This window comes from Lichenibacterium minor, from assembly GCF_004137685.1.
In the GTDB taxonomy this organism is placed as follows: domain Bacteria; phylum Pseudomonadota; class Alphaproteobacteria; order Rhizobiales; family Beijerinckiaceae; genus Lichenihabitans; species Lichenihabitans minor.
In genome coordinates, this window is sequence record NZ_QYBB01000053.1 from 1 (window position 1) to 26,206 (window position 26,206).

Sequence of the window (26,206 nt, forward strand, 5' to 3'; positions counted from 1 at the left end):
CTCCGGGACCATTTGGAGTCCATGCTTGCCCGTCTTGGTCCGTTGGAAACGTGAGGACGGCTTCATCGAACTAAGCCGTTGAATTCAACCCGCGGCAACAGCCTCTATCGCCACCAGCAATCGGCTGACCTGCATCGGCGACCACTCCGCCTTGCCCCGCGCCGTCTCGATGCCGCGAGCCGTGAGGGCTTTCGCGATGGCGCCGAGGCTGGTGGCGCCCTCGGCCTGGATGGCGGCGACAATGGGAGCGAGATCGGCACCACGCGCCTTCGCGCGGGCTTGGCGAGCCTGCAGACTTGCCTCAGCCGCAGCGGGGGCCACAACACGGTCGCGTTCGGTGCCATCCTTTCGAATGCCACGCCAGCCGCCGAGATGCACGCCGCGGGCCTTGGCTTGTGCCAGGGCATCGGTGGTCCGGCGGGAGATCGCCCGACGCTCCTCTTCCGCCACCATCGCCATGATGCCCACGGTAAGGCGGTTGGCGTTCGGCATGTCCGCCGCCAAGAAGTCTACGCCGGCCTTCTCCAACCCGAGGAGGAAGTGCGCATCACGCGACAGCCGATCCAACTTCGCAATGAGGAGTTTCGCCCCATAGGCACGGCACGCACGGATAGCCTCGGCCAGCTTCGGGCGTTCGCAATTGCTGCCGCTCTCCACCTCGACGAAGTCGGCCATCACGGTCCAGGCACCGCCGTTGAGGAACGAAGCCACGGCCGCCTTCTGCGCATCGAGGCCCAAGCCGCTGCGGCCCTGCCGATCGGTCGAGACGCGGGTGTAGACGACGAAACGACCCTCGGCCATGTCACCCTCACGTTTGCAACGACCTTCGTTGTCTCAAACGTTAAGGTATGCGTTGGGGGCCGTCAACAGCGGCCGTGCCTCGCCGTCTCCTCAAAACTCAGTCGACTGCACCGCGGCCATGAACTCGGCATCCCCGGTAACGAGCGCCACAGGGCCGTGAAGCCGCGAACCCTCCACGATGGTGCCACCGCCGTGCCGAAGCTGCTCCCACCACAGCCGCGTCGCTTCGCGGTTCTCCGGCAGGCCTTCAAGGATGCCAACCTCGTTCACGTAGGCGTCGCAAGCCCGGCCCTCAAAGCTATCGAAGCGCGGCACAAACTCGATGCTGCCGCCGACGGCGGCCTGTAGCGCGTCGAGGTTTTCAACGTCAGACGTCGCCTGTCGCGAGATGGTGCCGTCCGTGCCGATGGTGATGATTTCGCCTTGCATGATTGTCTCCGGTTTCGTGTCCGCACCAGCGCGAGGCCAGCGCAGAACTTTTCTTCATAGCCGAGGCGGAATGTTCAGGCTGGGCATGGTGCCGGCGCCGGACGCTCGATGCCGCTGGATTTTTTCGGGTGGGGCTGTGTGGGCGTGCGAGCGGGTTTCTCGCTCCCAGATCCTCTCACAACGACGACGACAAACCCCTCATACGATGCTCGACGTAACAGCCGTAACAGGGTTCTGTAACAGCCCGTAACAACCTGTTACGGGACTTGTTACGCCCCCACATGGAAGGTGTAACAGCGTAACGTAACGCAACACCCCCCTTAGAAGGGGGGTTAAGTGTTACGCCTGTTACAGGGGCCAGATTTGACCGTCCCGCTCAGCGGCTTTGGCTTTGGCGCAGAGGCCATCGTGGATGCGCTTGTAGATCTGCCGCGGGTTTGGTCCGTTTGGATCGACGATCCCACGCCGCTCGAGTTCACCTCTCCAGCTCGTCACGGAAACCGCTCTGGGATTGCCGGGGATGCCAAACGATGATGGCAGGGGCTTTCCGATCTCAAGCGTAACCGTGAGCAGCGCTTCCAGCCCGAGCTTCTGATCATCCGTCAGCTTCGGGCCCTTCTCCTGTATCGCGGCCGAGATGAGCGGACGTTCCCCTTCGATCGCCTCGACCACCAGCGTGCTGATCGGGTCGCCATCGTCGTCGGTGCCGATCTCGACGGGCACCAGGCGACTGACGATCTCGGCACCCTCGGGTCCGTCCTTGTTGAATTCGACGATGGCCGAGACGGTGAGATCGCCGGCTTTCTTCACCGCAATCTGCACGTCGAGGGCGCCGGTCAGCGAGGTATGGCCGCGCGGACGGGTGGCATCGAGGCCGCAGTGATGCACCAAGACGATGAGGCACTTGAACGCGTCCCGAAGAGCATCGGCTGCTCTGATGTATGCGCTCATATCCTCGTCGCTGGATTCCGATCCCGCGAGGCTGCGGTTGACGGTGTCCAGAGCTATGACGCCGGGATGCATGTCGCCCAACACGGAGCGGATGCTGGTGATGAGCGCGGCGTGATCCTTCACGAGGTCCAAGGGGGTCGGGCTGAGATAGAAGGGAACGGCTGCCGCTTCCTCGCCAAGCTTGGCTTGACGAAACGCGAGCATGCGGTTGTTGAAGCCCTCGGCGCCTTCCAGGCAGCAGTAGACCACTGCAGCCTGCCGCACGCGTCGGCCCCGATAAGCCCAGCCCAGGGCCACGTGCAACAGGAGGTCGGACACGAAGAACGACTTCCCGCACTTCGGCGGACCCCAGATCACGGCTAGGCCGAGCTTCGGCAGGAGCCCCTTCACCGCATAGTTTGGCGCCGTCGAGAGTTGGATCTCGTCGAAGGGAATCAGGTCGAAGTGCTTGGCCTGATGCGACGCCGACCGCCTTTCGCCCGGCTTCACGTAAACACCGCCGTGATCCCAGCCGTTGGCGAACGGATCGTCGGGTGGAAAGCGCCCGGGCGGCGGGTCCAGCGCGTCCGCAGTGTCGAGGTGGCCCGGATGAAGCCTCTCCATCAAGCCACCCCCACGCGCGCGGTAGGCACGGTGGCCTCGACCGCGATCGGCGGAAGCCTGACGCTCAGCATGTCGGCCAAGCGGCGCTTCTCCTCCCATGACCCCACCACCATCGAGCCGGCGTCGCGCAGCATGGGCGCCGCCCGGACGGGATCGATGACGACGACACCCTGCCGTCCGGCCCGCAGCCAGCTCAGCACGTCGGCGTGGACCCGCAGCTCGTCGCGCGCGCGGTCGAGTTGTTCTTCGCCGAGTAGCCCGATCCTGCCGAGCCATGAGCCGGCGAAGGCATTCTCACCGCCGCGAAAGGCGACGAGATCCGCGATCTCGCCTTCACGGTCCAGCGCCACGAGAATGAAGGCGCTGATATCGAGGAAGGCGCCTCGGCTGAAGCGGCTGAACTCGAACCGGCGCTTCTCGGGGTGGGCCACGATGCGGTCGCGAGCGACAGCCAAACCGGAACCGTCGTAGCTTTGGACCAGCGATATGATGTCGATGCCGGCGGACAGGAAGCCGTCGATATCGTTCTGACGAAGCGTGGCGCAGCGCTTCCATTCACAGAAAGGATTGCTGAGGCTCATGCCCGCACCCCCGCAGTCCAGAGCTTCCCGAGCGCCACGCTGACAGCGGCGCAGTGACGAGGTGGGATGGTCCTGTGGGGCTGGCTGTAGATCTGCGCTCGCAGGCTGATGCAGAGAGCCCGTTCGGCATCGTCGAGGAGGTCCGACCCGACAGCGTGATCAAGCCACTCCAACCGGGCGGATCGGCGCAGGGTCTGGAACAAGGGCGGAAGGTCCGAGGGCGGCTTCGTCTTGCGCCCCATGATGTCGATGTACACCACGGCCTGCACCTCGCGACCGAGGTGATCGGCGAGGTCGTGCCAGTCGCAGGCCGCCGCCCGCAGCGTCCGTTCGATCGCCGCGGCGACTGCCACAACCTCGCCGGCCTTGTCGGACGACAGCATGGGGATGAGCTTCGCCACGCGGGCGATGGACTCGGGGGAGAGAGCACTCACGCTCCGTCCTCCGCGCTGATCTCATCGACGAGCACCCTCACGGCCTCGGCGCTCGGGCTGAAGCGCAGAGGCCAATTCCCGGCGTCGCGAAGTGTGATGGCGAACTCGGCCGCTTCGCCAACGCTGACAAAGTCGTAGTGCCGGGCCCCGTAGGGTCCTCGGCAATCGATCTGCCAACCGGTCGGCGTGGCCGCGATGCGCGCCAGGGCGGCGCCAGGCTCGAATGGGGTGATGGTTGTGCTCACTCGGCACCTCCCGCGGGCAAAAGCCCAAGCGCGACGGCCTGCGCGTCCGCCTCGGCGAGGAGGCGGCGCATGGACCTGATGTCGACCAAGGGCACACAGACGCCGCGGGACGTCGGCGTGCGTTCCTCGCCGTGTATGGCGAAGATGCGGAGGTCGAGCGCGATGCGGTCGTTCGAGCGGCGGAGGGCCACCTCGATGGACTCGCGGCGGCCTTTGATGATCGAACCCACGTGCGCGACGAGGGTCGGGGGGGAGGAGCTACGCATTGGCACCTCCCAGCCCAAAAGCCTCAACGTGGGCGCGGACGGTCGCTGCAGCGACGCGGGAGCGCGCCGCCAGGATGCCGACCATGTCGGCCGGCTCTTGAAACAGAGCGGGCAGGGTGACATAACCGGAACTGCGAGCTGTCGAGGCAAGCGCATTACCGGAGGCGGTTCCCTTGTGGCGAGGGGCCGCCTTCACTGCTTTTAGGGTCATTCGGTTAGGCCACCTTCTTCAGGTTGGCGATCGCGCGCGCGCGCTCCCAGGCCTCGATCTCGGCGAGATCGAAGTAGTGCTTGCTGTTGATCGTGATCGGAGTCGGGAACGCCATCTCGGCGTTGGTCATCCAATGACCAAAGGTCCGACGGTGGATGCCGTACCGCTGACAAACGGCGGTCGACGAAAGCTTCTTACCGGGGGTGTTCATCCTGCCTGCCTCGCCTTGGGCGTTGATGGGCAGGCAGACATTCATATCGTGGCGGAGACGAAAGCAACGACGCGAGGTACGCTCTTCAAGAGCGTACCGAGACTAAAGGTGCGCTCTTCAAGAGCGCACCAGTTTTTTCAGTCTGAGATATACGACGCCTACCTTGACCTCAGCGAAATCGAAAGCCTTCAGTCGGGCATTGACAGCCGCGAGCATGGCATCGGCTTCCTTCTTTGGCTGCAAAACTGCCCTTCCAGCGAGCTCGATCTCAATGGCCTGCATGAGTGCAGTTTCCGCTGCGGCCTTTTTGTCCTTCAGAACCCTGCGCATGCTCTCCGTGCGCTGCTCGGCCATCTTCTGCTTCACCTCGGGCGCTACTACGGCTGCGGTTCCGATCATCCAAGCGTTGCCCATGAGCTTGGCCACGATCTCGTGAGCAAGCGCGGCCGACTGATCGTTCATCGTAAGAGCAATTAGCCGTGTGAATCGGTCGTACTGATCGCTGAGATGGTCGACGGCTTGCTGGTAAAACGCCTCTCCATTTGGATCGGATGCGCGAGTATCAATTATCGCCTTCTCTCCATATCGCGCCAGAAACTCGGAGACAGATCGCCCGAGGTTGTTCGCGTCAGTGGGAGGTTGGAGTTTTATCATGACGCCCTCACCATCCCGACCACGTTCCCGCCTACCTCGTTCGTCAGCCGCTCGACATGCGCGGCCCACTTGTCCAGTCCGCGGCGCATCTCGTCTGCGAAGCCGTATTTCTGATATACGCCGGCAACGCCGCCGAATGACGGACCGCTGATGTGGTTCAAGATTCGCTCGATGACGGGCAGGTTGACCCCGAGGCGAGCCAACCCCGTCGCCGCGGTCCTGCGGAGGTCGTGGAACGTCCAGGGTGCCAGCGGATCGCCACCGTCGGCCGCGATGAGCTTGTCGAGCGCCAGCTTCGCCTTGCTGAACCCGGTGACGTGCGACGTCCGGGTCGTCGTGAACAGGAAGTCGGGCAGCTTCGCGTCCTCAGCCTCGTCACCTGTGCTGAACCGCGGAAGGCCGGCGATGATCGCCAGGGCAGGGGAGGGGAGGGGGATCGGGTGCTCGACATCGTTCTTCGCCCGCTCGCGGGGGAGAACCCACAAGCGGGCGGCCTGATCGACCTCCGCGACAGTCATACCGGCGACCTCGTCACGACGCTGGGCAGTAATGATGAGGAGACGCACCAGCGGCCCGAACGGATAGGACAGCCGTTCGCAGGCATGCCAGATCCGCCGCAGCTCGTCGTCCGACAGCACGCGGTCCCGGCTCTTGCCCACGGCCGGCGGCTTCACGCCATCGCAGGGCGACACGTCGATAAGGCCCCGCTCGACAGCCCACCCGCAGCATTTTCGGAAAGTGGCGAGGAGACGGTTGGCCGAGATGGGCGAGCCGCGGTCCACAATCTCATCCAGCATCTCGTGGACATCGGCCTTCGTAATGGTGGACAAGCGCCGTCCCTTCCAACGCCCAACGACCTCCTTGGTGAGACTGCGCTCCGTCTCGGCTGCCGTCGCCGGCCGGGTGTTCGGCTTGGCGTGGCGCTCCACGAAGGTGGAGACGACGCGCTCGACGAGGTCGCGGTCCGGCGGTTGTCGGGCGGCCTTCTTGACGTCGTAGGGGTCGACGCCGCCGGCCACCTTCTCCAAGGCGTCGCGGGCCAGCTTGCGGGCGCCGACGAGGCCCACGGCCGGATAGCTGCCGATGGTGTATTTCCGGGTGCGGTTCCCGAGCCGGTATCGGCACGCCCACGACATCATGCCGCTAGGCTGGACGACGAAATACAAGCCGCGCACATAGCCGTCCGGTACCTCGCGCCGGATCGGCCCGGGCTTGATTGTCTCCAACGTCTTGACCGTCAGCGCCTTGCCCATGTCACGACCCCAGGGGATGATTGGGGTAACGTAGTTCATCGTGCTTGAACTGTCACGCAACGCCTTAGGCGTGGTTGAGCCGAACTGCCCGACATCCGATAACGACCTTACGTCGTCTACGTTTTTAGCCCCGGAACTGCTCGCATCGCCTATGTATATTGCTTGTTTCGTAATGAGGGGGTCGGGGGTTCGAATCCCTCTTGCGGCACCAACTATCCTATTCGTATCGCTCGAATTTTTAGCTCTCGGCAGCTTCGGCTTACGTCCAGCTTCTGTGTGTGGGATGCACGTGGCCGCACCGTTCGAAGCTCGATTTTTGGGCCTTTAATCGAGCGGCGTCGGGCGGAACAAGCCTATCGTGCTCCATTTTTTCCACAGAGCCGACGCCAGCCCGCCTTTCCCGTTAACTCGCCCGCACTAGAACAAAAAGCGAACATACGCAGGGCGTCATGAGCTGCTCGATCGGGGACGTGGTGTGGCTGCGGCGGGACTCGCGGCTCGTCGAGTTGCGGGGCCGGGTGGGCACCAACGTCGGCAGGGTCGGCGACGCCTGGGCCGACGACGACGGCGAGCACATCAGCGTCGTCTACGAGGACGAGCAGGTCCTCGCCGTCGACGTCTCGCCGACCGAGTTCACGATCGGGCGCGCGGCCGCCTCGATGGTCGCCGCCCTTCGAAGCACGGCCTGCCCTGGCACGATCCCTTCGCCGCTCTAGCTCCGAGAGGGCAGGGGAGGTGCAGATGACGGATTTCACGCTGGCGGTCGGGACGCACGATCCGCACGGGTTCTCGGCCCAGGGCGAGGCCGAGGCCATCGTCTATGCAGTCGGCTACATCGAGGCGCGGCACGCCGGCGAGCTCACCGATCGGCCCCAGGAGGTCGTGACCCTGATGGGGCGGGACGGCCTCGTCACACGCCCGAGCGAGCGCATCGATGAATTCGTGAAGCGCGTTCCCGGAGATCACCCCGGCATCGACCCGAGCCGGTTTCAGCCGGGCGACGCGAACACGCCGGACTGCAACGGGGACTGATCGGCGTCCTCAGCCGGCGTCGCGGTCCCGGACACCGGGGCACGGCTGTGCCGAGCGATGCGGGCCGACCCGGTCGTTCTGTCGGCGCACTCAGGCCGCGGCTTGGTGGCAGGCCGAGAGGCGTCACGGCCGGCTGAAGGCGGATCACCTCATCCTCGAAACTTCCGCTGGCCAGGCACCCTCGGCCTGGATCTGAGCCCTTTCGCCCATCGCCCCGAGGAGGTCGATCAACGCGCGCCTCACTGCGCCGAACGGGAGCGCCGCCATCACGGCCACGATCGCGACGGGCGTCAGCAGCCAGACGAGCGGCGACCGCAGCCAAACGATTGGCATCGTGAATCCCTCGACATCGAGCGCCAGCTCATCGAGGTCGCCGCGCATGGCGCGGCACTCTTTCGATCGGAAGTCGATCCGGCCTTCGCGCGCGAGGTCGAACAGCTGGTCCCGCTTGGCGAAGCGGTACTGGCGCGCGATGTCGGTGCGCGTGGCTTCCCCTTTGGCGTTGCACCCACTGATTCGCCGCCCGCGTAACGTGGAGCGTCCCCGGGGCATCACTTCCCGGCCGACACAGCTTGACGAACCAACGGTCCCGCCCTTATGTTATCGATAACAAAAGGGAGGGCGCCTTGGGCGACAAACCGGAAATCCTCGTCGTCGGCCCCTATCCGGACTGGGATCTCGCGCCGATGGACGAAGCCTATCGCCTGCGGCGGCTCTGGGAAGCGCCGGACCGCGATGCGTTTCTTCGGGATTGCGCGGACGTGCGCGCGATCGCGACACGGGGCGAACTCGGCGCGAGCGGCGCCCTGATGAAGGCCCTGCCGCGCCTCGAGATCGTGGCCTGCTACGGCGTCGGAACGGACGCGATCGATCTCGAAGCGGCCCGCGCGGGCGGGATCCGCGTCACCAACACACCCGGCGTGCTGACCGAGGACGTGGCCGACATGGCGATCGCGCTGACGCTCGCGACGATGCGGCGCGTGACGGCCGCCGAGGCGCATGTCAGGTCCGGTCGCTGGGCGGATGGCACCTTCGAGCTGGTTCGCCGCTTTCACGGCTGCAAGCTGGGGATCGCCGGCTATGGCCGGATCGGCGCAGCGGTCGCCAAGCGGGCCGCCGGCTTCGACGTCGAGATCGCCTATTTCGACAAGGTCGCGCCGCCCGGCATCGATCATCGCCGCTTCGACACGCTCGTCGACCTCGCGGCCTGGTGCGACGTGCTCGTGGTGACCCTGGCGGGCGGGCCGGGGATGGGCCGGATCGTCGATGCGCGCGTGCTCGAAGCCCTCGGCCCCGAGGGTTTCCTCGTCAACGTGTCACGCGGGATGATCGTGGACGAGCCGGCCCTCCTCGACATCCTCGAGCGCCGCGGGATCGCGGGGGCCGGCCTGGACGTCTTCCTCGGCGAGCCCCGCATCGATCCGCGCTTCGCGACGCTGGAGAACGTGGTGCTCCAGCCCCACCACAGCAGCGGCACCGTGGAAACCCGCCGCGCCATGGGGCAGTTGGTCCGCGACAACCTCGCGGCGCATTTCGCCGGCCTCCCCCTCCCGACGCCCGTCATCTGAGGATCAGTCCATGCGTGCCATCGTCATCCATGCCGCCAAGGACCTCCGGGTCGAGGACCGCGAGGCGGAGCCGGTCGGGCCCGGACAGGTCGCGGTGCGGATCGAGAGCGGCGGGATCTGCGGCTCCGACCTGCACTACTTCAACCACGGGGGCTTCGGCGCCGTGCGTCTGCGCGAGCCGATGATCCTGGGCCACGAGATCGCCGGCACGGTGGCCGAGCTCGGGCCGGGTGTGTCGGGCCTCGCGGTCGGGGACCGCGTGGCCGTCAACCCGAGCCGGCCTTGCCGCGCGTGCCGCTTCTGCCTGAAGGGCCTGCCCAACCAGTGCCTCAACATGCGCTTCTACGGCAGCGCTATGCCGATGCCGCACATCCAGGGCGGCTTCCGCGAACGGCTCGTGTGCGACGCCGTCCAGTGCGTAGCCGCGGCGCGTGCCGGCACGGACGAGCTCGCCCTGGCAGAGCCTTTCGCGGTGGCGCTCCACGCGGTGTCGCGCGCCGGCGCGCTGCAGGGTCGCCGCGTGCTGGTGACCGGCTGCGGCCCGATCGGCGCGCTGGTGGTCGCCGCCGCGCGGCTCGCGGGCGCCGCCGAGGTCGTGGCCACCGACGTGGTCGACGAGCCGCTGGAGATCGTGCGCCGCCTCGGGGCCGACCGGGCCGTGAACGTGGCGGCCGAACCGGCCGCCCTCGCGCCCGAAGGCGCCGAGAAGGGCAGGTTCGGCGTCATGTTCGAGTGCTCCGGCAACGAACGGGCGCTGCGGTCCGGGCTCGACGCCGTCGAGCCGCGCGGCACGGTGGTGCAACTCGGGCTCGGCGGCGATGTCGCGCTGCCGCAGAACGTGCTGGTCGCCAAGGAGCTGGCGCTGGTCGGATCGTTCCGGTTCCACGACGAGTTCGCACAAGCCGTGTCCCTGATCGACCGGCGCCGCGTCGACCTCGCTCCCATGATCACGAAGCGTTACGGCCTCGAAGAGGCCGCGGCGGCCTTCGAGCACGCCTCGGACCGGCGGCGCGCCATGAAGGTCCAGCTCGCCTTCTGATCCGACGAGGACGTCAAGCCATGCTGCGGAGGATGTTGTGAAGCTTTTCGACATGAGCGGGCGCCTCGCGCTCGTCACCGGCTCCTGCAAGGGGATCGGCCTCGCCGTCGCCCGGGCTTTGGCGAGCGCCGGCGCCGAGATCGTGCTCAACGCCCGTGACCCGGCCCGGTTGGAGGAGAGCCGCGCCGCCCTCGCCGCCGAAGGCCACCGCGTGCACGCCGCCGCGTTCGACGTGGTGGATGCGGGGGCCGTGGTGGAAGGCGTCGCGCGCATCGAGCGCGAGATCGGCCCCATCGCGGTGCTCGTCAACAACGCCGGCATGCAGCACCGCGCGCCGCTCGAGGACTTCCCGCTCGACGCCTGGGACCGGCTGGTCGCCACCAACCTGCGCAGCGTCTTCCTGGTCGGGCAGGCCGTCGCGAAACACATGATCCCGCGCGGCCGGGCCAAGATCATCAACATCGGCTCGGTGCAGAGCGAACTCGCCCGCACCAACATCGCCCCCTACACGGCCACCAAGGGCGCGGTGAAGATGCTCACCAAGGGCATGGCGACCGACTGGGGGCGCCATGGCCTGAACTGCAACGGCATCGGCCCGGGCTACTTCAAGACCGAGCTGAACCAGGCCCTCGTCGACGACGCGGCCTTCTCGGCCTGGCTGGCCAGCCGCACCCCGATGGGGCGCTGGGGCGACGTGGAGGAACTGGCCGGCGCGGCCGTGTTCCTCGCCTCGGACGCTTCGAGCTTCGTCAACGGCCACATGCTCTACGTCGATGGCGGCATCACGTCCTCCCTGTAGGGCGCCCGCGCCCCTCCGCCTCGTCGTCATGGGCGTGAGCGGCGCCGGCAAGAGCACCATCGCCTCGACGCTCGCCGGCCGGTTCGGCCTCGTCTACGTCGACGGGGACGAACTCCATCCCCTGGCCAACGTCGCCAAGATGCGGTCCGGCGTGCCGCTGGACGACGCGGACCGGTGGCCCTGGCTGGATCTGGTCGCCGCGACGCTCCGGTCCCCGAACGGGGTGGTGCTGGCCTGCTCGGCCCTGAAGCGCGCATACCGTGATCGCATCCGCGGGGTGGCGCCGCCGACCGGCCTGCGGTTCGTCTTCCTCGACATCGCGGCCGCCGAGGTCGCGGGTCGCGTCCAGGGCCGGTCGGGCCACTTCATGCCCCCGACGCTGATCGGGAGCCAGTTCGCGGCACTGGAGCGCCCGGAAGGGGACGAAGCGGACGTCCTGACCGTCGCGGCGGGACGCTCCGTCCACGACATCGCCGACGAGATCAGCCTGCGCCTCGCCGCAGTGAACGAGACGGGAGCACGACAGCATGGTTGAATCCGAACGGACCTCGGTCGCCGTCGTGGGCGTCGGCATCATGGGGAGCGCCATCGCGGGGCGGCTGCTGGATCGCGGCCATGCCCTGACCCTGTTCGACCTCGACCCGCAGAAGCTCGCCCCACTCGTGTCGCGCGGCGCGGCCGTGGCGGCGTCCCCGGCCGAGGCGTGCCGGGCGACGCGCTTCACGATCCTCAGCCTCAACTCGGCCGCCATCGTGCGCGCGGCCGTGTTCGGGCTCGGTGGCGTGGCCGCGGGCGGAGCAGCCGGCAGGATCCTGATCGACATGTCGTCGATCGACCCCGCCGCGACACGGGTCCTCGCGGCCGAATTGCGGGCGGCCTGCGGCATGGCCTGGGTGGATGCGCCGCTTTCGGGCGGGGCGCCGGGCGCCGCGGCGGGGCGCCTCACCGTCATGGCCGGGGGAGCGCCCGAGGATGTCGCGGCGGCGCGCGCCGTGATGGACGACCTTTGCGCCAACTACACCCACATGGGGCCGAACGGGGCCGGCCAGACCACCAAGCTCGTCAATCAGGTGCTCTGCGCCATCGGCTTCCAGGCCGTCGCCGAGGCCGTGCGCTTGGCCGAAGCGGGCGGCGTCGACGCGTCGCGGCTTTCCGCGGCCCTTTCGGGCGGCCGGGCCGACAGCCGCATCCTCCAGGAGTTCGGAGGCAAGATGGCGGCCCGCGACGAGACCCCGACGGGCCGGATCGACAACATGCTCAAGGACCTCGAGGCCGTGCAGGGCTTCGCCGCCGCGGAGCGGCTGCCCTTGCCGGCCACCTCGCTGGTTTCGGACCTGCACCGGCAGTTCGTGGCGGCGGGGATCGGCGCGGCCGACACCGTGGCGATGATGCGTCAGTTCGAAGGCTACAGGCGCGACGGGGTGTATTGACGCCGGCCGAGCCGGACCCGACGCCCGGATGTGGAATCGACGCGGTGAACCGCATAGGGTAAACAAATGTAAAAGCCCGAAACGGGCAAGAACGCAGGGGGGATCATGTTCCGATTCACACGCCGCCATATCTGCGCCGCCGTCGCCCTGTTGGGGGCTTGTGCGACGACCTTGCCGGCTCACGCCGTGACCCTGGCCGAGATCCAGGGCCGGGGGGCGGTTCGGATCGGGGTGCTCACCGGGGCTCCCCCCAACGGCATGATCGACGAGAACGGCAATCCCAGCGGCTACGACGTCGATGTCGCGGCCGTCGTCGGCAAGTACCTGGGCTTGCCGGTGAAGCTCGTGCCGCTGACGCCGCCGGCCCGCATCCCGGCCCTGCAGACGGGCCAGGTGGACTTCCTCATCGCCACGCTGGCCCCCACGGGCGAGCGCGCCAAGACGGTGATGTTCACCACGCCCTACAGCGCGTTCGACCTCGTCGTGGTGACGACGCCGGACAAGACCTTCGCCAAGACCGACGACCTGAAGGGCAAGCGCGTCGCCGTCAACCGCGGCTCGTCGCAGGAGGCGGCGCTGCGCCGGGCCGCCGTGCCGGGCCTCGACATCGTGGTCTACGAGGACGACTCCACCTCCACCCAGGCGGTGCTGGCCGGCCAGGTCGACGCCGCCATCATCCCCTCGACGGTCGCGCAGGGCGCGATCAAGCAGATGCCCGGCGCGATGAAGATCGACTTCAGCTTCTTCCGCCAGGGGAACAGCATGGCGACGCTGCTCGACGATTTCGAGCTGCACCAATACCTCAACACCGCCATCTACGTCATGAAGGTGTCGGGGGAACTCGACAGGATCTCGGTGAAGTGGACCGGCGAACCGCTGCCCCCGCAGTTGCCGACCTTCTGATCCCATCGGCCGACGCGGCGGGGGGGACTTCGCATGACCTACGTGTTCCAGTTCGGCGTGCTGGCCCAGTACAGGGACCAGCTCCTGGCCGGCCTGTGGGTGACGATCCTGCTGTCGCTGTTCTCCATCGTCGCCGGCACGGCCATCGGCATCGTGCTGGCCACGCTGCGCAGCATCGGCGCCCGGCCCGTGCGGATCGCGGTCGAAACCTACGTCGAACTGCTGCGCAACACCCCCTTCCTGGTGCAGCTCTTCATCATCTACTTCGGCCTGCCGACCCTGGGGCTCCGGGTCGGGGCCGTCACGGCGGCGCTGATCGGCATGACGCTGAACCTCGGCGCCTATTCCACCGAGATCATCCGCTCGGGCATCGAGGCGGTCCACAGGAGCCAGATCGAGGCCGGCGAGGCCCTGGGCTTCACGCAGGTCCAGGTTTACCGCCACGTCGTGATCCTGCCGGCGATCCGGAAGGTCTACCCGGCGCTCTGCTCGCAGTTCGTGCTGATGATGCTGGCATCGTCGGTCTGCTCGGCCATCTCGACCGGCGAGCTCACCGCCGCCGCCTCCTTCGTGCAGTCGCAGAGCTACCGCTCCTTCGAGGTCTACCTCGCCGTCACGGCCATCTACCTCGTGCTGGCGCTGGTGCTGCGGGGGCTTCTGGCCCTGCTCGGCCTGTGGCTCTTCGGCCGCCGCACGGCGCGCCGGGCCCTGCGGCCCATCGTGGAGGTTTCGGCATGATCTTCCAAACCTTCGGCTGGCCGCAGTTCTGGTTCCTCGTGCAGTCGTTGCAGTGGACCGTGATCCTGACCGCGCTGACGCTCGGCGGCGGGGGGATCATCGGCTTCGGGGTGGCGCTGGCCCGCGTGTCGCGCGTGCCGGCCCTGCGGATCGCCGCCGGCGCCTACATCCAGCTGATCCAGGGCATCCCGGTGCTGATGATCCTGTTCCTCAGCTTCTACGGCCTGGCGTTGATGGGCTACCACCTTCTGCCCATCGTGGCGGCCGGCCTGTCGATGGCGGTCTACGGTTCGGGCTACCTCGCCGAGATCTGGCGCGGCTGCATCGAATCCGTGCCGAAACAGCAGTGGGAAGGCTCGGAGTCGCTCGCCATGACGCGGGCCCAGCAGTACCGCCACGTCATCCTGCCCCAGGCGCTGCGCATCGCCCTCCCGTCGACGGTCGGCTTCGCCGTGCAGGTGGTGAAGAACACCTCGATCGCGTCGCTGATCGGCTTCGTCGAACTGGCCCGGGCCGGCCAGCTCGTCACCAACGCCACCTTCCAGCCCTTCCGCGTCTTCCTCGTGGTCGCGGCCCTCTACTTCGCCATCTGCTATCCGCTGTCGCTGCTGTCGCGGCGGCTGGAAGGGAAGCTCCATGCCTGAAGTCGTCGTCGACGGGGTCCACAAGAGCTTCGGCATCGTCGAGGTGCTGAAGGGCATCTCGATGACGGTGGAGCGCGGCGAGGTGACGGCGCTGATCGGCCGCTCGGGCTCGGGCAAGTCGACGCTGCTGCGCTGCATGAACGGCCTGGAGTCGATCCAGAAGGGATCGATCACCATCGCGGACCACGCGGTCGGCCCCGACAGGGCGAAGCTGCGGGCGCTGCGGCGCGACGTCGGCATCGTGTTCCAAAGCTACAACCTGTTTCCCCACCTGTCGGTGGGCGACAACATCATGCTGGCGCCGCGCATCGTGAAGAAGCTCGGGCGCGGCGAGGCCCGCGCCATCGCCGGGGAGGTGCTGGCGCTGGTCGGCCTGTCCGACAAGGTCGAAAGCTACCCGGACGAGCTGTCGGGCGGCCAGCAGCAGCGCGTCGCCATCGCCCGCTCGCTCGCCATGCGGCCCAGGGTGATGCTGTTCGACGAAGTCACCTCGGCGCTCGACCCCGAGCTGACCGGCGAGGTCCTGGCCGTGATGGAGAAGCTGGCGCGCGACGGCATGACGATGCTCCTCGTGACGCACGAGATGGGCTTCGCCCGCCGCGTCGCCTCCACCACGGTCTTCATGCACAAGGGCCGCATCCACGAGAGCGGACCCTCGCGCCAGCTCTTCGATCGGCCGCAAACGCCCGAAATGGCGCAGTTCATCAGGTCCGACGTCAAATAAGGGTTCGCCCGCCGACGAGTCCCTTGACATCCGGCGTCGTTGTTATCGATATCATCGGCATCGAGAGCGGTTCTGAGCCGCCATGCGGGAGGAGATCGGGATGCCTGACGGTGTTCTCAGCTTCGACGACATCGCCAAGACCTTCGGGGCCACGCGGGCCCTGAAGGGCGTCAGCCTCGACGTCCGCCGCGGCGAGATCGTGGCGCTGCTGGGCGAGAACGGCGCCGGCAAGTCCACCCTGATCAAGGTCCTGGGCGGGCTGTTCCGGCCCGACCGCGGCCAAGTCCTGATCGACGGCGTGCCTTACCGCCACCAGGTCAGGGGCAGCGGGCGCTCGCCGGTCGCCTTCATCCACCAGGACCTCGGCCTCGTCGAATGGATGACGGTGGCGGAGAACATCGGGCTTGCCGGCGGCTTCGCCGTCGGCCCTCGCAGCCAGGAGTCCGGCGGCGCGGCGCCCGGCCGGCGCCGGCGGTTCGGCATCGACTGGCGCGGCATGAACGAGCAGGCGCGCGAAGCGCTGGCGCTGGTGGGCTGTACCTTCGATCCCGACACGCGGGTGGCGAGCCTCAGCCGCACCGAGAAGTCCCTCGTCGCCATCGCCCGGGCCCTCATGGTCGATTGCGACTACCTCGTGCTCGACGAACCGACCGCGAGCCTGCCCGCCGACGAGGTGGAGCGCCTGTTCGCGGCGGTGAAGCGCCTCAAGGCGCGCGGCGTCGGCATGATCTACGTGTCGCATCGCCTCGACGAGATCTTCCGCATCGCCGACCGGGTCGCCGTGATGCGCGACGGGCTCAAGGTCGGCGAGATGGCCGTGGCGGAGACGACCCCGTCGGACCTCGTCAGCCTCATCGTGGGCCGCTCCGACCTCGAACTGTTCCGCAAGGCCGAGCTGAAGCCGGGGCCCGTGCGGGCTTCCGTCGCCGACCTCGTCACGCCGTCGGCCGGCCCGGTCTCCTTCGAGGTGCGGCAGGGCGAACTCCTCGGCCTCGTCGGGCTGCGCGGCGCCGGGCAGGAGGAGGTGGGGCGGGCGCTGTTCGGGGCCATGCCGCATCGGGGCCGGGTGCTGCTCGAGGGGATCGAGCCCGACCTGTCCTCGCCCATCGCGGCCATGAAGGCCGGCACGGGCCTGATGGCGCGGGACCGGGCCGAGGAATCCATCTGCCCGGCGCTGTCGATCCGGGAGAACTGCTTCCTGAACCCGGGTGCCGCGGGCCGCGGGCTGTTCGCCCCGCTGTCCCCCGCCCGCGAAGCCGCCCTGGCTTCGGCGCTCGGCGCCCGGGTCGGGCTGCGCCCCAACGACCCGGCCCTGGCCATCGAGGGCCTGTCGGGCGGCAACCAGCAGAAGGTGGTGGTGGGGCGCTGGCTCGCCACCGGCCGCAAGCTCCTCGTCGCCGAGGACCCGACCGCCGGCGTCGACATCGGCGCCAAGGCCGACATCTACCGGCTCATCGCGCTGGCGCTCGACGCCGGCCTCGCCGTGGTGGTGGTGTCGACCGACTTCGAGGAGGTGGCGCACATCTGCCACCGGGCGCTGGTGTTCAACCGCGGCCGCATCATCGCCGAACTCACCGGCGCGGCCCTGACCACGGCCGGCGTCATCACGGCCGCCTCCGCCTCCGAGGCCGACCCGTCGCGCCACACCGCCGCCGCTTGAGGAGAGCCGCCATGGCCACCAACTCCATCCGCTCCGACGCCCTGGAACCGACGCGGGCCGAACTCCGGGCCGCGCGCCCGTCCGAGCGGGCGACGCGCCTGCTGCCGGTCTACGGCCTGCCGATCCTCACGCTGCTGCTCATCGCGGGCTTCTCGCTGGCGCTGCCCGACACCTTCCCCACCATGCTGAACCTGCGCTCGATCGTGTCCGACAAGGCCATCATCGCGCTGCTCTCGCTCGCCGCCATGATCCCCATGGTGACGGGCAAGATCGACCTCACGGTCGGCTACGGCATCGTGCTCTGGCACGTGCTGGCGATCAGCCTGCAGACCGTGTCGGGCCTGCCCTGGCCGGTGGCGGTGCTGATCGTGGTGGTGCTCAGCGCCACGACCGGCTTCCTCAACGGGCTCCTGGTCGAGGTGGCGCGCATCGACAGCTTCATCGCCACGCTCGGCACCGGGACGGTGCTCTACGCCCTGGCGCTCTGGTACACGGGCGGGCGCCAGGTGGTGGGCGTGCTGCCCAAGGACTTCCTGGCGCTCAACTCCACCTTCGTGTTCGGCCTGCCCATCACGGGCTATTACGTGGTGGGGCTCGCCGTCGTGATGTGGTTCCTGCTCGAACACGTGCCGCTCGGCCGCTACCTTTACGCCATCGGCGCCAACCCGAAGGCGGCGGCGCTGAACGGCATCCCGGTCGAGCGCTTCACCATGCTGGCCTTCGTGGCTTCCGGCACGCTCACCGGCATCGCGGGCGTGCTGCTCGCCGCCAAGCTCCGCATCGGCCAGGCCAGCGTCGGCCTCGAGTTCCTGCTGCCGGCCCTGGTCGGCGCCTTCCTGGGGTCGACCACCATCAAGCCGGGCCGCGTCAACGTGTGGGGCACGGTGGTGGGTGTCGTGATCCTGGCGGTGGGCATCGCCGGCATCCAGCAGATCGGCGGCTCCTTCTGGGTCGAGCCGCTGTTCAACGGCATGACGCTGCTCGTCGCCATCGGCATCGCGGGCTACGCCCAGCGCCGGCGCGGCGCCGCCGGCCGCCGCCAGCTGCTGCAGCCACCCTCGGCCCCCGTCGTCGCCCTGGAGCCCGATCCCCGGGCCCAGGGCTGACCCCGCACATCACCCGACACAGGAGAAAACACGATGTCACGCTCGCCCCATGCCGCGGCACTTCTGGCCGGCATCGCGCTTTGCAACCTTCCGGTCGCGGCCCGGGCCGATGCCATGTCGGACGCCAAGGCGCTGCTGGCCAAATATTCCAGCCGCGTGACGGCCTGGGACGGGCCGACGACCGGACCCAAAGCGGTGCCGGGCAGGACGGTCGTGGTGCTGGCCGGCGACATGAAGAACGGCAGCATCCTCGGCGTGACCAACGGCATCGCCGAAGCCAGCAAGGTGACGGGCTGGACCGTGCGGGTGCTCGACGGCGCGGGCAGCGTTTCGGGCCGCACGGCCGCGTTCAACCAGGCCCTGACCCTCAAGCCCGACGGCATCGTGGTCGACGGCTTCGACGCGATCGAGCAGAAGCCGGGCCTCGACGCCGCCCGCGCGGCGGGCATCCCCGTCGTGGCGTGGCACGCGGGTCCCGAGATCGGCGTGCTGAAGGACGGGCCCGTGCTGGTCAACGTGTCGACCGACCCCATGCTGGTGTCGGACGCCGCCGCCGACTGGGCCTACGTCGACACGGACGGCAAGCCCGCGGTGGTGATCTTCACGGACAGCCAGTACGCCATCGCCCTCGCCAAGGCGAACCGGATGAAGGCGCAGGTCGAGAAGCTCGGCGGCAAGGTCCTGTCCTTCGAGGACACGCCCATCGCCGAAACCTCGACGCGCATGCCGCAGCTCACGACCTCGCTGATGCAGCGCTTCGGGAGCCGGTGGACCGACTCGCTCGCCATCAACGACATCTATTTCGACTTCATGGGTCCCTCGCTGGACGCCGTCGGCATCCCGGGCGACGGTGCGCCGAAGGGGGTCGCGGCCGGCGACGGGTCGGAATCGGCCTACCAGCGCGTCCGGGCCGGCGACCACCAATCCGTGACGGTGGCCGAACCTCTGCTCCTCCAGGGCTGGCAGCTCGTCGACGAGCTGAACCGCGCCATCGCGCACCAGCCGCTTTCGGGCTACGTGGCGCCGTTCCACGTCGTCACCAAGGAGAACATCGCCTACGACGGCGGTCCGAAGAACATGTTCGACCCCGACAACGGCTATCGCGCCGCCTACACGAAGATCTGGACCGGCCACTAGGGCCGATCGCGATCAGGTCGCGCCACCGGATCGCGTGAAGACGACTGCGAAGACACAGGCCCGGAGGTGGTGACGCGAGCCGAGGCGAGCGGCACCAGCTCCAGCCATCACGCACCGGGGCTCCGTCCTCGGTGTCGCGCTCGCCAGACGGGTGCTCGAAAGAGCCGGTCAGCCGCGGGTGCGCGCCCCGGCGCCGCCAGCACGGGTTGGCGCGCCCCTTTCCCTCCATCGTCGAGATCGTCGCCATGTTCATCCGCTGCGCCTTCTTCCGCGGCCGTCCCAAGCCGGGGCACGAGGACCTCTTCTCCGCGTTCGTTCGCGAGCGCCTGGTGCCGCTATGGACGCGCTTCCCCGGGGCCGAGGAGGTCCGCGTCCTGCGCCAGGCCGAGAGCGACGTCGACGAACCCCGGCTCGACATGGTCCTGGCCGTCCGCTACCCCACGCGAGAGGCCATCGCGCTCGCCATGGCGGCGGACGTGCGCCACAGGAGCCGGGCCGTCACCGCCGAACTGATGGAACACTTCGAGGGCGACATCTTCCACACGCTGTTCTCGGCCGACGACTTCCCGCTGCCGACCGGCGAGGTCGCCGGGTGAGCGAGGTCGAGGTCTTCGATCCCCGCTTCGCGCGGCTCGTCATCGGCCACGCCCGCCTGGAGCGGCTGTGGACGGGGGCGCGCTGGGCCGAGGGACCCGTCTACGTGCCGGCCGCCAAGAGCCTGCTCTGGTCCGACATCCCGAACGACCGCGTCATGCGGTACGACGAAACGGACGGCTCGGTCAGCGTCTTCGAGGCTTCCTGCGGGTTTCAAAACGGCCACACGCTCGACCGGGAAGGGCGGGTCGTCGCCTGCCTGCACGGCGGGCGCGGCATCAGCCGCCTCGATCACGACGGGGAATGGCGGATGCTCGCTGACCGTTTCGAGGGCCGCCGCCTGAACTCGCCCAACGACGTCGTGGTGCATTCGAGCGGCTCGATCTGGTTCTCGGACCCGACCTACGGGATCGACAGCCACTACGAGGGCCATGCCGCGCCCTCCGAGATCGGTGCGAGCCACGTGTACCGGCTGGATCCCGACGGCACGGTCTCGGTCGCCGTCAGCGACCTGCGCCAGCCGAACGGGCTCGCCTTTTCGCCCGATGAGTCGGTGCTCTACGTGGCCGACACGGGCCGCACCCACGATCCCGCCCACCCGGTCGAGATCGTCGCCTATGCGATGACGGAGGCCGGACCCGTGCGCCGGGGGACCTTCGCGCGAAATGACGCCGACGGCCTCTACGACGGCTTCCGGGTCGACCGTGACGGCAACGTTTGGACGTCGCGCGGCCGCGGCATCGACGTGCACGCGCCGGACGGGACCCTGATCGGCCGCATCCCCGTTCCCGAACTCGTGTCCAACCTTTCCTTCGGCGGCCGCAAGCGCAACCGCCTCTACATCACGGCCCAGACATCCCTCTATGCCCTCTACGTCAACCAGCATCCCGCCGGGTGGTGACGAGGCGGCCGGCCAGGCCGCCGCCCGCCCTGCCCCCACGATGGCCGATGTCGCGGCGCGGGCCGGGGTTTCCGCCATGACGGTGTCGCGGGCGCTCAAGCTCGGCAGCACCGTTTCGGCGGCGACCCGCGCGCGCATCATGCAGGCCGTGGAGGATCTCGGTTACGTGCTGGACCTCACGGCCGGCACCCTGTCGTCCAAGCGCACCGGCTTCGTCGCCGTGCTGATCCCGTCGCTGAACAATTCCAATTTTTCGGACACGGCGCGGGGCATCGGCCACCGGCTGGAAGGAAGCGGGCTGCAGATGCTGCTCGGCGCCACCGACTACGACCTGCTCAAGGAGGAGGAACTGGTCGAGGCCATGCTGCGCCGCCGCCCGGAGGCCATCGTGGTCACGGGCGGGCGCCACACCGAGCGCGCGCGCCGCCAACTGGCCGCAGCGGGCATTCCGGTCGTGGAGATGTGGGATCTGCCCGAAGCGCCCCTGGAACACGTCGTCGGCTTCTCCAACGCGGCGGCGGCGGGCGCGATGGTGGAGCACCTCCACGGCTGCGGCTATCGCAGCATCGCCTATATCGGCGGCTCGACCGACCGCGACACGCGAGGCACCGACCGCCGTCGCGGCTACGAGCGAGCGGTCCGCGAGCTGAAGCTCCCGGCGGGACTGACGATCGCGTGCGGGGCGCCGCCGATCGCGATGCAGCAGGGCGGCGAAGCCATCGTCGACCTGCTCGGCCGGCATCCCGAGGTGGATGCCGTGCTCTGCGTGTCCGATCTGTCGGCGTTCGGCGCCCTGGCCGAATGCCAGAGGCGGGGCTGGGCGGTGCCGGGCCGCCTCGCCATCGCGGGCTTCGGCGACTTCGAACTGTCGCGCTGCTGCCATCCGCGCCTGACCACGGTCTCGGTCGACGCGGCGGGGATCGGGGAAGCCGTGGGCGACCTGCTCCTCCGCGCCGTGACCTCCGGTCGTGACAAGGCGCCCCTGCCGCCGCAAACCTTGCGCACGCCCTTCACCGTCACGGCGCGCGAAACGAGCTGACGGCCCCACCCACCCACAGGCGCCGGCCGTCGGTGGTCGTGGCGAGGCCGGCGGCGGGCAGGCGCGCCGAGCCACGGACGACGAGTTCCCCCGCGACCGTCTCGTGCACCGCGGGCCGCGCGGGATCGGCCAGCACCGCCGCGAGAGCCGCCACGGCTCGGCCAGCCATGGCTTCGGGGGGCTGCGAGAAGCTCGTGAGGTCGATGCCGGACAGGGCCGCGGTCGGCGCATCGTCGAAGCCGACGATGGAGATCTGGTGGCCGACCGCGAGGTTGAACTCGCGACGCGCGACGTCGATGGCCGCGAGGGCCATGTGGTCGTTGGCGCAGAACAGCGCGTCGGGCGGCTCCGGGGCGGCCAGCATGCGCCGAACCGCCTTCGACGACGCGACGCGGTCGAAGCGGCCCGCCGCCCTGAGCGGCGCCGGGCCGCCCGCCTCGCGCAGCGCATCGGCGAAGCCCCGCTCCCGATCGCGGCTGTTGGACGAATCCTCGACGCCCGCCAGGAAGGCGAAGCGGCGATGGCCGCCGGCGACGAGGAACTCGGCGATCCGGCGCGCGCCCCCGACATTGTCGCCTGTCACCGACGAGGTCGCGCCGTCCCGCGCGGTTCGATTGATGAGGACGACGGGCACGCCGGCCGACGCGCATTGGGCGGAGAAGCGCGAGGACAGCCGCGTCGCGAGCAGTGCCACGGCGTCGACGCGGTGGCGCAGGATCTCGTCGAGCGATGGATCGGCGTCCGCGGAGGTTCCCGCGATGGGGAAGAGCAGCGTGCGCAGACCGATGGCGTCGAGGCCGAGGGCCAGGGCCTGGAGCAGGCTCGCGTTGAACCCGTTCTCGAGCCGGACGGTGCTGACCGCGACGAGGTGCGAGCGGCGCGTCGTGAGCGAGCGGGCGATGGCGCTCGGGCGGTAGCCCAGCGACGCCGCGGCCGCCAGCACCTTGGCGCGGGTGCCCGGTGCCGCGCTGGCGCCCTCGGTGAAGCTGCGCGACACCGCCGAGCGCGACACCCCGGCGGCGGCGGCGACGTCGGCGATCGTCGGCGGCCTCGGCACGCGGGCCCCCGGCTGGTCGGTGTCGCGGCGCGGCATGCGGCTCGTCCCTGCTGCGCCGGTCGGGCGCCTCGCGGGAGCCGTATAGCCTTTCGCTCCGGCCCCACAAGGATCAGGCCGCGCGGCGGCGGCGAGAACCGACGCACGGCCGGGACGGGTCGCCCGCTCAGATCGACTCGAGCGACCGCCCTTTGGTTTCCTTCGCGGAAAGGTAGACGCAACCGCCGAGAACCAGGAGCACGGCGAAGAGCAGGAAGGCCGGCGGGATCAGGTCGGCGCTCACCTTGGCGCCGAACATGAGGCCCAGCAGGGCCGGGCCGAAGACCTTGGCGGTTGCGCCGATGCCGTCGCCGAGGCCGAGGCCCGTCGCCCGCGCCTCGTTGGGGAATTGTTCGGCCCCGAAGGGGTTGAGCACGCCGAAAGCGCCGTCCCCGAAGGTCATGGCGATCAGGATGCCGACGAAGAAGATCCAGCCGGCGCCGTCCGTCGCGCCCGCCAGGAGGGTCGACCCGGCCGAGATCAGGAGGCCGGCCGCCCCGAGGAGGCCGTAGGTGAACATCACGCCCCGGCGTCCGAACCGGTCCGCCAGCCAGGCCGAGGACAGGCGACCCAGGAGGTCGCCCAAGGCCACGAGCATGAACAGGTTGGCCACGGCCCCGGTGCCGAAGTGATAGGCCGAGCCGAGGATCGACTGACCCCAGGCCTGGATCACCGACGCACCGAAGATGAAGCAGAACGACCCCAAGGAAACGATGGCGAGGCTCTTCAAGTGACGGGAGAAGATGAGCGAGAAGGAGGCCGAAGTCTTCTCACGCGCGGGAAGCAGCACGCCGACCTGCGCGACCGGCATCTGCAGCGCCCATGCGAGCGCCTTGCGGGCCTCCTCGAGGCGGCCCTTGGATTGCAGGAAGCGGGGCGATTCCGGCACGAGGGCCAGCCAGATCAGCAGCAGGATGGGGAGGCCGCCGAAGGCGATCAGCAGCCGCCAGTTCGGTCCGGCGATCCAGGACGCGGCCGAGCCGAGGAACAGCCCGAGCGGGATGAAGACCGCCGTGAGGCCGGCGAACAGGCCCCGCTGCCGCGTGGGCACGAATTCCTGCACGTAGGGGATCGAGACGATGTTCATGCCGCCCACGCCGATGCCGACCAGCACCCGCAGCGCCGCCAGGATTTCCCAGGCGCCTGTCGGCGTGAAGACCGACGCCACGGTGAAGACGCTGAAAATCAGGATGCACCAGAACGAGGTCCGCTTGCGGCCGATGGCGTCGGCGAGCCGGCCCGCCACGATGGAGCCGAGGACGGTGCCGAGGCCCGACATCGCCAGGATGATCCCGGCTTCGTCGCCCCGCAGGTGCCAGCCCGGATCCTTCAGCAGCGCGTTCACGGCGAAGCCGATGAGGAAGATGTCGAAGAATTCCGAGATGTTGGCCATCACCGCCAAGGCGATGAGGCTTTTCTGGTTCGCCGTGAGTGGACGCGTGTCGATCTGTTCGAGCGCGGTCAGAGATGATTCTTTTATCGCGAACGCCATGTGCTTCATCCTCCCTGCTGGTTCTGTCTTGTCTGGTGTTCTTCCGAGTTCAGGAGCCTCGCACGAGGCTCATGTGTCGCCGTGGACGTGAGGTCTGCGCGCGACCCGCCAGCCGACCGGCTTGCGCGCGTTTCCCGGGTGCCGGGGATCAGGGCCCCAGATCGCCTGGTAGGTGTCGAGGCAACGGCCCGAGGCCTGCAGGACCGCGAAGGCGGCCGCGAGCGCCTGCCACCAACCGCCGATGAGCACGGCCATCCAACGCGGGGCGTCGAGCATGACGAGGCCGGCGGCAGTGGTGCCGACCACGACCGGCAGGGCCGTCCAGCCGAGCGTCTTGTGCACGAGCTCGAAGGCGAGGCGCCGCCGCGTCATGTCGTAGTGGTCGCCGCGAAGGTCGGCCGCGGTCGGGCCGCCCTTCGAGCCACGGAGCACTCCGCCGGCCACCTGCAACCACCCCACGGCGATAAGGACCCACCCCGCGCGGTGATGCCAGAGGGCGAGGGTCGACCCTTCGACGCCTCGGCCCCAGGCCAGAAGCACGCCGAGGCTCATGACGACGACGCCCAAGCTCTGCAGCACCACGTGGAGGCGCCACCAGGTCGGGCTGTCCAGAACAGCGGGCCAGCGCTGCCCGGGCCAGACCTTGAAGAACCGCGCGACCACCATCCCGAGCGGGATCAGGATCGACCAGCCGACGACCATCAGACGCGCATGCCAGTAAGCCCACGCGGGTGGCGCCGCGTGCTCGTGGCCCGCGAGGCTCGTCGTCAGCCAATCCCAAGACGCTTCAATCGATGCCATGACGCTCGCACCTCCCGATCCCGCGCGGGTCCTATCCGACCGGGGTCTCCGCCCCTTCTCGCGAGTGGTATCGATATCAGCGGCCGCGACATGTTGCAACCGGTTGCAACAGGCGTGGGTGGTCAGAGGCGTCCACGGCTTCGCGATACCGCGATCTCGCGCGGCAGGAGGCGCGTGCGTCTTCGACCGGAGGAGGAGCGGCGGCGCGCCGCTTCGATCGGAGGAGGCGAGCACTCGTGCGGATGATCGACCGGCGGTGTTGAACGACTCACGAAAGTCTGGGACCTGCCAGGCTCGCGTCATGCGTGAAGAGATGGACCGCGTTCTTGTAGAGCGCGCGCTTGCGGGAGCGAAATCTGCCACCCGCGGGCGACAGCTTCAGCTCACACTGGATCCGCGACATTGGCACGCTGGATTTCGATCCTCGCCATAGCGAGATCGTTCAGGGCCTGTCAGCTCTCGATCCATCGAACGGCCGCGGCGATGCACAGGATGCTGAGGAATGAGGTCGGGGTTTTCTCGCATCGGGTCGAGACGGCTCGCCGCTGCTTGAGATGAGCTCAGGCGTTCTCGATGCGGTGTCGATGGATGCAGATCCAGGCTGGGCAGGGGACCGGGGCTTCGTCGCTTTTGGCCGGGATGGGACTGAGGTCGCTCCGGCTCGACGGACAGGTCGCGTCCCAGGATGTGGTGTAGGTGGCCGGGTAGCGGAGACGCCCGTTCGCGCGCCATCCACAGCGCTGTAGCGGACGGGCGTCTTCGCGGGAGGTAGCCATCGGCGGTCGCCGGCTAGGGTCGGGTTGCGAAGACCAACCTGAACCGAGAGACGCACCGATGACCGACGAGATGATGAGCCTGCGCGGGCTT

31 protein-coding genes are annotated in these 26,206 nt (G+C 68.7%); 17 read left to right on the plus strand and 14 right to left on the minus strand.

Annotated elements, in window-relative coordinates; all coding sequences use genetic code 11:
- Positions 1 to 84: 84 nt before the first annotated feature.
- The 10 genes from D3273_RS23960 to D3273_RS24005 all read right to left on the minus strand — a co-directional run bounded on the left by D3273_RS23960 (position 85) and on the right by D3273_RS24005 (position 6,678).
- Entirely contained in the window at positions 85 to 801 is a 717-nt protein-coding gene (locus tag D3273_RS23960; protein ID WP_129229487.1) for a recombinase family protein, read from the minus strand.
- Positions 802 to 891: 90 nt separating this feature from the next.
- Positions 892 to 1,230, minus strand: a complete 339-nt coding sequence (locus D3273_RS23965; protein ID WP_129229489.1) for a DUF3846 domain-containing protein — start codon at positions 1,228 to 1,230, stop codon at positions 892 to 894.
- Between the two features lie 348 nt (positions 1,231 to 1,578).
- Positions 1,579 to 2,784, minus strand: coding sequence for an AAA family ATPase (locus D3273_RS23970; protein WP_129229491.1), 1,206 nt, complete (start codon positions 2,782 to 2,784; stop codon positions 1,579 to 1,581).
- Entirely contained in the window at positions 2,784 to 3,365 is a 582-nt protein-coding gene (locus D3273_RS23975; RefSeq protein ID WP_129229493.1) for a hypothetical protein, read from the minus strand. The genes D3273_RS23970 and D3273_RS23975 overlap by 1 nt, the downstream gene beginning before the upstream one ends.
- Positions 3,362 to 3,799, minus strand: a complete 438-nt coding sequence (locus tag D3273_RS23980) for a hypothetical protein (RefSeq protein ID WP_129229495.1) — start codon at positions 3,797 to 3,799, stop codon at positions 3,362 to 3,364. The genes D3273_RS23975 and D3273_RS23980 overlap by 4 nt, the downstream gene beginning before the upstream one ends.
- On the minus strand, positions 3,796 to 4,044 hold the full coding sequence (locus tag D3273_RS23985; RefSeq protein WP_129229497.1) for a hypothetical protein: 249 nt from the start codon (positions 4,042 to 4,044) through the stop codon (positions 3,796 to 3,798). Before D3273_RS23985 ends, D3273_RS23980 begins: the two co-directional genes overlap by 4 nt.
- Positions 4,041 to 4,310, minus strand: coding sequence for a hypothetical protein (locus D3273_RS23990; RefSeq protein WP_129229498.1), 270 nt, complete (start codon positions 4,308 to 4,310; stop codon positions 4,041 to 4,043). The genes D3273_RS23985 and D3273_RS23990 overlap by 4 nt, the downstream gene beginning before the upstream one ends.
- Positions 4,311 to 4,525: 215 nt before the next feature.
- Positions 4,526 to 4,732 (minus strand): helix-turn-helix transcriptional regulator, encoded by a 207-nt coding sequence (locus D3273_RS23995; protein WP_129229499.1) that lies wholly within the window; start codon positions 4,730 to 4,732, stop codon positions 4,526 to 4,528.
- Between the two features lie 117 nt (positions 4,733 to 4,849).
- The gene (locus D3273_RS24000; RefSeq protein WP_129229500.1) at positions 4,850 to 5,386 is read right to left on the minus strand and encodes a hypothetical protein; all 537 of its coding nucleotides are present in this window, start codon (positions 5,384 to 5,386) and stop codon (positions 4,850 to 4,852) included.
- A complete protein-coding gene (locus D3273_RS24005; RefSeq protein WP_245501363.1) occupies positions 5,383 to 6,678 on the minus strand; it encodes a tyrosine-type recombinase/integrase in 1,296 nt (431 codons plus the stop codon). Before D3273_RS24005 ends, D3273_RS24000 begins: the two co-directional genes overlap by 4 nt.
- 410 nt (positions 6,679 to 7,088) lie before the next feature.
- Between D3273_RS24005 and D3273_RS24010 the strand changes: the two genes are divergently transcribed.
- A complete protein-coding gene (locus D3273_RS24010; protein ID WP_129229501.1) occupies positions 7,089 to 7,355 on the plus strand; it encodes a hypothetical protein in 267 nt (88 codons plus the stop codon).
- 25 nt (positions 7,356 to 7,380) lie between these two features.
- Positions 7,381 to 7,671, plus strand: a complete 291-nt coding sequence (locus D3273_RS24015) for a hypothetical protein (RefSeq protein WP_129229502.1) — start codon at positions 7,381 to 7,383, stop codon at positions 7,669 to 7,671.
- Positions 7,672 to 7,815: 144 nt separating this feature from the next.
- Here D3273_RS24015 and D3273_RS28460 read toward each other — a convergent pair whose 3' ends face one another.
- On the minus strand, positions 7,816 to 8,052 hold the full coding sequence (locus tag D3273_RS28460; RefSeq protein ID WP_165359656.1) for a hypothetical protein: 237 nt from the start codon (positions 8,050 to 8,052) through the stop codon (positions 7,816 to 7,818).
- 305 nt (positions 8,053 to 8,357) lie between these two features.
- Here D3273_RS28460 and D3273_RS24025 point away from each other — a divergent pair, with 305 nt between their 5' ends.
- The 15 genes from D3273_RS24025 to D3273_RS24095 all read left to right on the plus strand — a co-directional run bounded on the left by D3273_RS24025 (position 8,358) and on the right by D3273_RS24095 (position 21,953).
- Positions 8,358 to 9,239, plus strand: coding sequence for a 2-hydroxyacid dehydrogenase (locus D3273_RS24025; RefSeq protein WP_129229518.1), 882 nt, complete (start codon positions 8,358 to 8,360; stop codon positions 9,237 to 9,239).
- 10 nt (positions 9,240 to 9,249) lie between these two features.
- Entirely contained in the window at positions 9,250 to 10,278 is a 1,029-nt protein-coding gene (locus tag D3273_RS24030; RefSeq protein ID WP_129229504.1) for an L-idonate 5-dehydrogenase, read from the plus strand.
- Between the two features lie 52 nt (positions 10,279 to 10,330).
- The gene (locus D3273_RS24035) at positions 10,331 to 11,077 is read left to right on the plus strand and encodes an SDR family oxidoreductase (RefSeq protein ID WP_129229519.1); all 747 of its coding nucleotides are present in this window, start codon (positions 10,331 to 10,333) and stop codon (positions 11,075 to 11,077) included.
- On the plus strand, positions 11,052 to 11,612 hold the full coding sequence (locus D3273_RS24040) for a gluconokinase (protein ID WP_129229505.1): 561 nt from the start codon (positions 11,052 to 11,054) through the stop codon (positions 11,610 to 11,612). Before D3273_RS24035 ends, D3273_RS24040 begins: the two co-directional genes overlap by 26 nt.
- Entirely contained in the window at positions 11,605 to 12,507 is a 903-nt protein-coding gene (locus tag D3273_RS24045) for an NAD(P)-dependent oxidoreductase (RefSeq protein ID WP_129229506.1), read from the plus strand. Before D3273_RS24040 ends, D3273_RS24045 begins: the two co-directional genes overlap by 8 nt.
- 105 nt (positions 12,508 to 12,612) lie before the next feature.
- Positions 12,613 to 13,410 (plus strand): transporter substrate-binding domain-containing protein, encoded by a 798-nt coding sequence (locus tag D3273_RS24050; RefSeq protein ID WP_129229507.1) that lies wholly within the window; start codon positions 12,613 to 12,615, stop codon positions 13,408 to 13,410.
- Positions 13,411 to 13,443: 33 nt separating this feature from the next.
- Positions 13,444 to 14,148 (plus strand): amino acid ABC transporter permease, encoded by a 705-nt coding sequence (locus D3273_RS24055; RefSeq protein WP_129229508.1) that lies wholly within the window; start codon positions 13,444 to 13,446, stop codon positions 14,146 to 14,148.
- Positions 14,145 to 14,792, plus strand: coding sequence for an amino acid ABC transporter permease (locus D3273_RS24060; RefSeq protein ID WP_129229509.1), 648 nt, complete (start codon positions 14,145 to 14,147; stop codon positions 14,790 to 14,792). The genes D3273_RS24055 and D3273_RS24060 overlap by 4 nt, the downstream gene beginning before the upstream one ends.
- Positions 14,785 to 15,516, plus strand: a complete 732-nt coding sequence (locus D3273_RS24065) for an amino acid ABC transporter ATP-binding protein (protein WP_129229510.1) — start codon at positions 14,785 to 14,787, stop codon at positions 15,514 to 15,516. The genes D3273_RS24060 and D3273_RS24065 overlap by 8 nt, the downstream gene beginning before the upstream one ends.
- A 100-nt stretch (positions 15,517 to 15,616) precedes the next feature.
- The gene (locus D3273_RS24070) at positions 15,617 to 17,176 is read left to right on the plus strand and encodes a sugar ABC transporter ATP-binding protein (RefSeq protein WP_129229511.1); all 1,560 of its coding nucleotides are present in this window, start codon (positions 15,617 to 15,619) and stop codon (positions 17,174 to 17,176) included.
- An 11-nt stretch (positions 17,177 to 17,187) separates the two neighbouring features.
- A complete protein-coding gene (locus D3273_RS24075; protein ID WP_129229512.1) occupies positions 17,188 to 18,282 on the plus strand; it encodes an ABC transporter permease in 1,095 nt (364 codons plus the stop codon).
- A gap of 33 nt (positions 18,283 to 18,315) precedes the next feature.
- Positions 18,316 to 19,419, plus strand: coding sequence for a substrate-binding domain-containing protein (locus D3273_RS24080; protein ID WP_129229513.1), 1,104 nt, complete (start codon positions 18,316 to 18,318; stop codon positions 19,417 to 19,419).
- 245 nt (positions 19,420 to 19,664) lie between these two features.
- Entirely contained in the window at positions 19,665 to 20,015 is a 351-nt protein-coding gene (locus tag D3273_RS24085) for a hypothetical protein (protein WP_129229520.1), read from the plus strand.
- Entirely contained in the window at positions 20,012 to 20,914 is a 903-nt protein-coding gene (locus tag D3273_RS24090; RefSeq protein ID WP_129229514.1) for an SMP-30/gluconolactonase/LRE family protein, read from the plus strand. Before D3273_RS24085 ends, D3273_RS24090 begins: the two co-directional genes overlap by 4 nt.
- 40 nt (positions 20,915 to 20,954) lie before the next feature.
- Positions 20,955 to 21,953, plus strand: coding sequence for a LacI family DNA-binding transcriptional regulator (locus D3273_RS24095; protein WP_129229521.1), 999 nt, complete (start codon positions 20,955 to 20,957; stop codon positions 21,951 to 21,953).
- Here D3273_RS24095 and D3273_RS24100 read toward each other — a convergent pair.
- From D3273_RS24100 to D3273_RS24110, 3 genes are all read right to left on the minus strand, one after another.
- Positions 21,931 to 23,046, minus strand: a complete 1,116-nt coding sequence (locus D3273_RS24100; RefSeq protein ID WP_129229515.1) for a LacI family DNA-binding transcriptional regulator — start codon at positions 23,044 to 23,046, stop codon at positions 21,931 to 21,933. The two genes, D3273_RS24095 and D3273_RS24100, sit on opposite strands and share 23 nt — an antisense overlap.
- A 127-nt stretch (positions 23,047 to 23,173) precedes the next feature.
- Positions 23,174 to 24,538, minus strand: coding sequence for an MFS transporter (locus tag D3273_RS24105; RefSeq protein ID WP_129229516.1), 1,365 nt, complete (start codon positions 24,536 to 24,538; stop codon positions 23,174 to 23,176).
- A gap of 69 nt (positions 24,539 to 24,607) precedes the next feature.
- Positions 24,608 to 25,339, minus strand: coding sequence for a cytochrome b561 domain-containing protein (locus D3273_RS24110; RefSeq protein ID WP_245501364.1), 732 nt, complete (start codon positions 25,337 to 25,339; stop codon positions 24,608 to 24,610).
- Positions 25,340 to 26,206 lie beyond the last annotated feature (867 nt).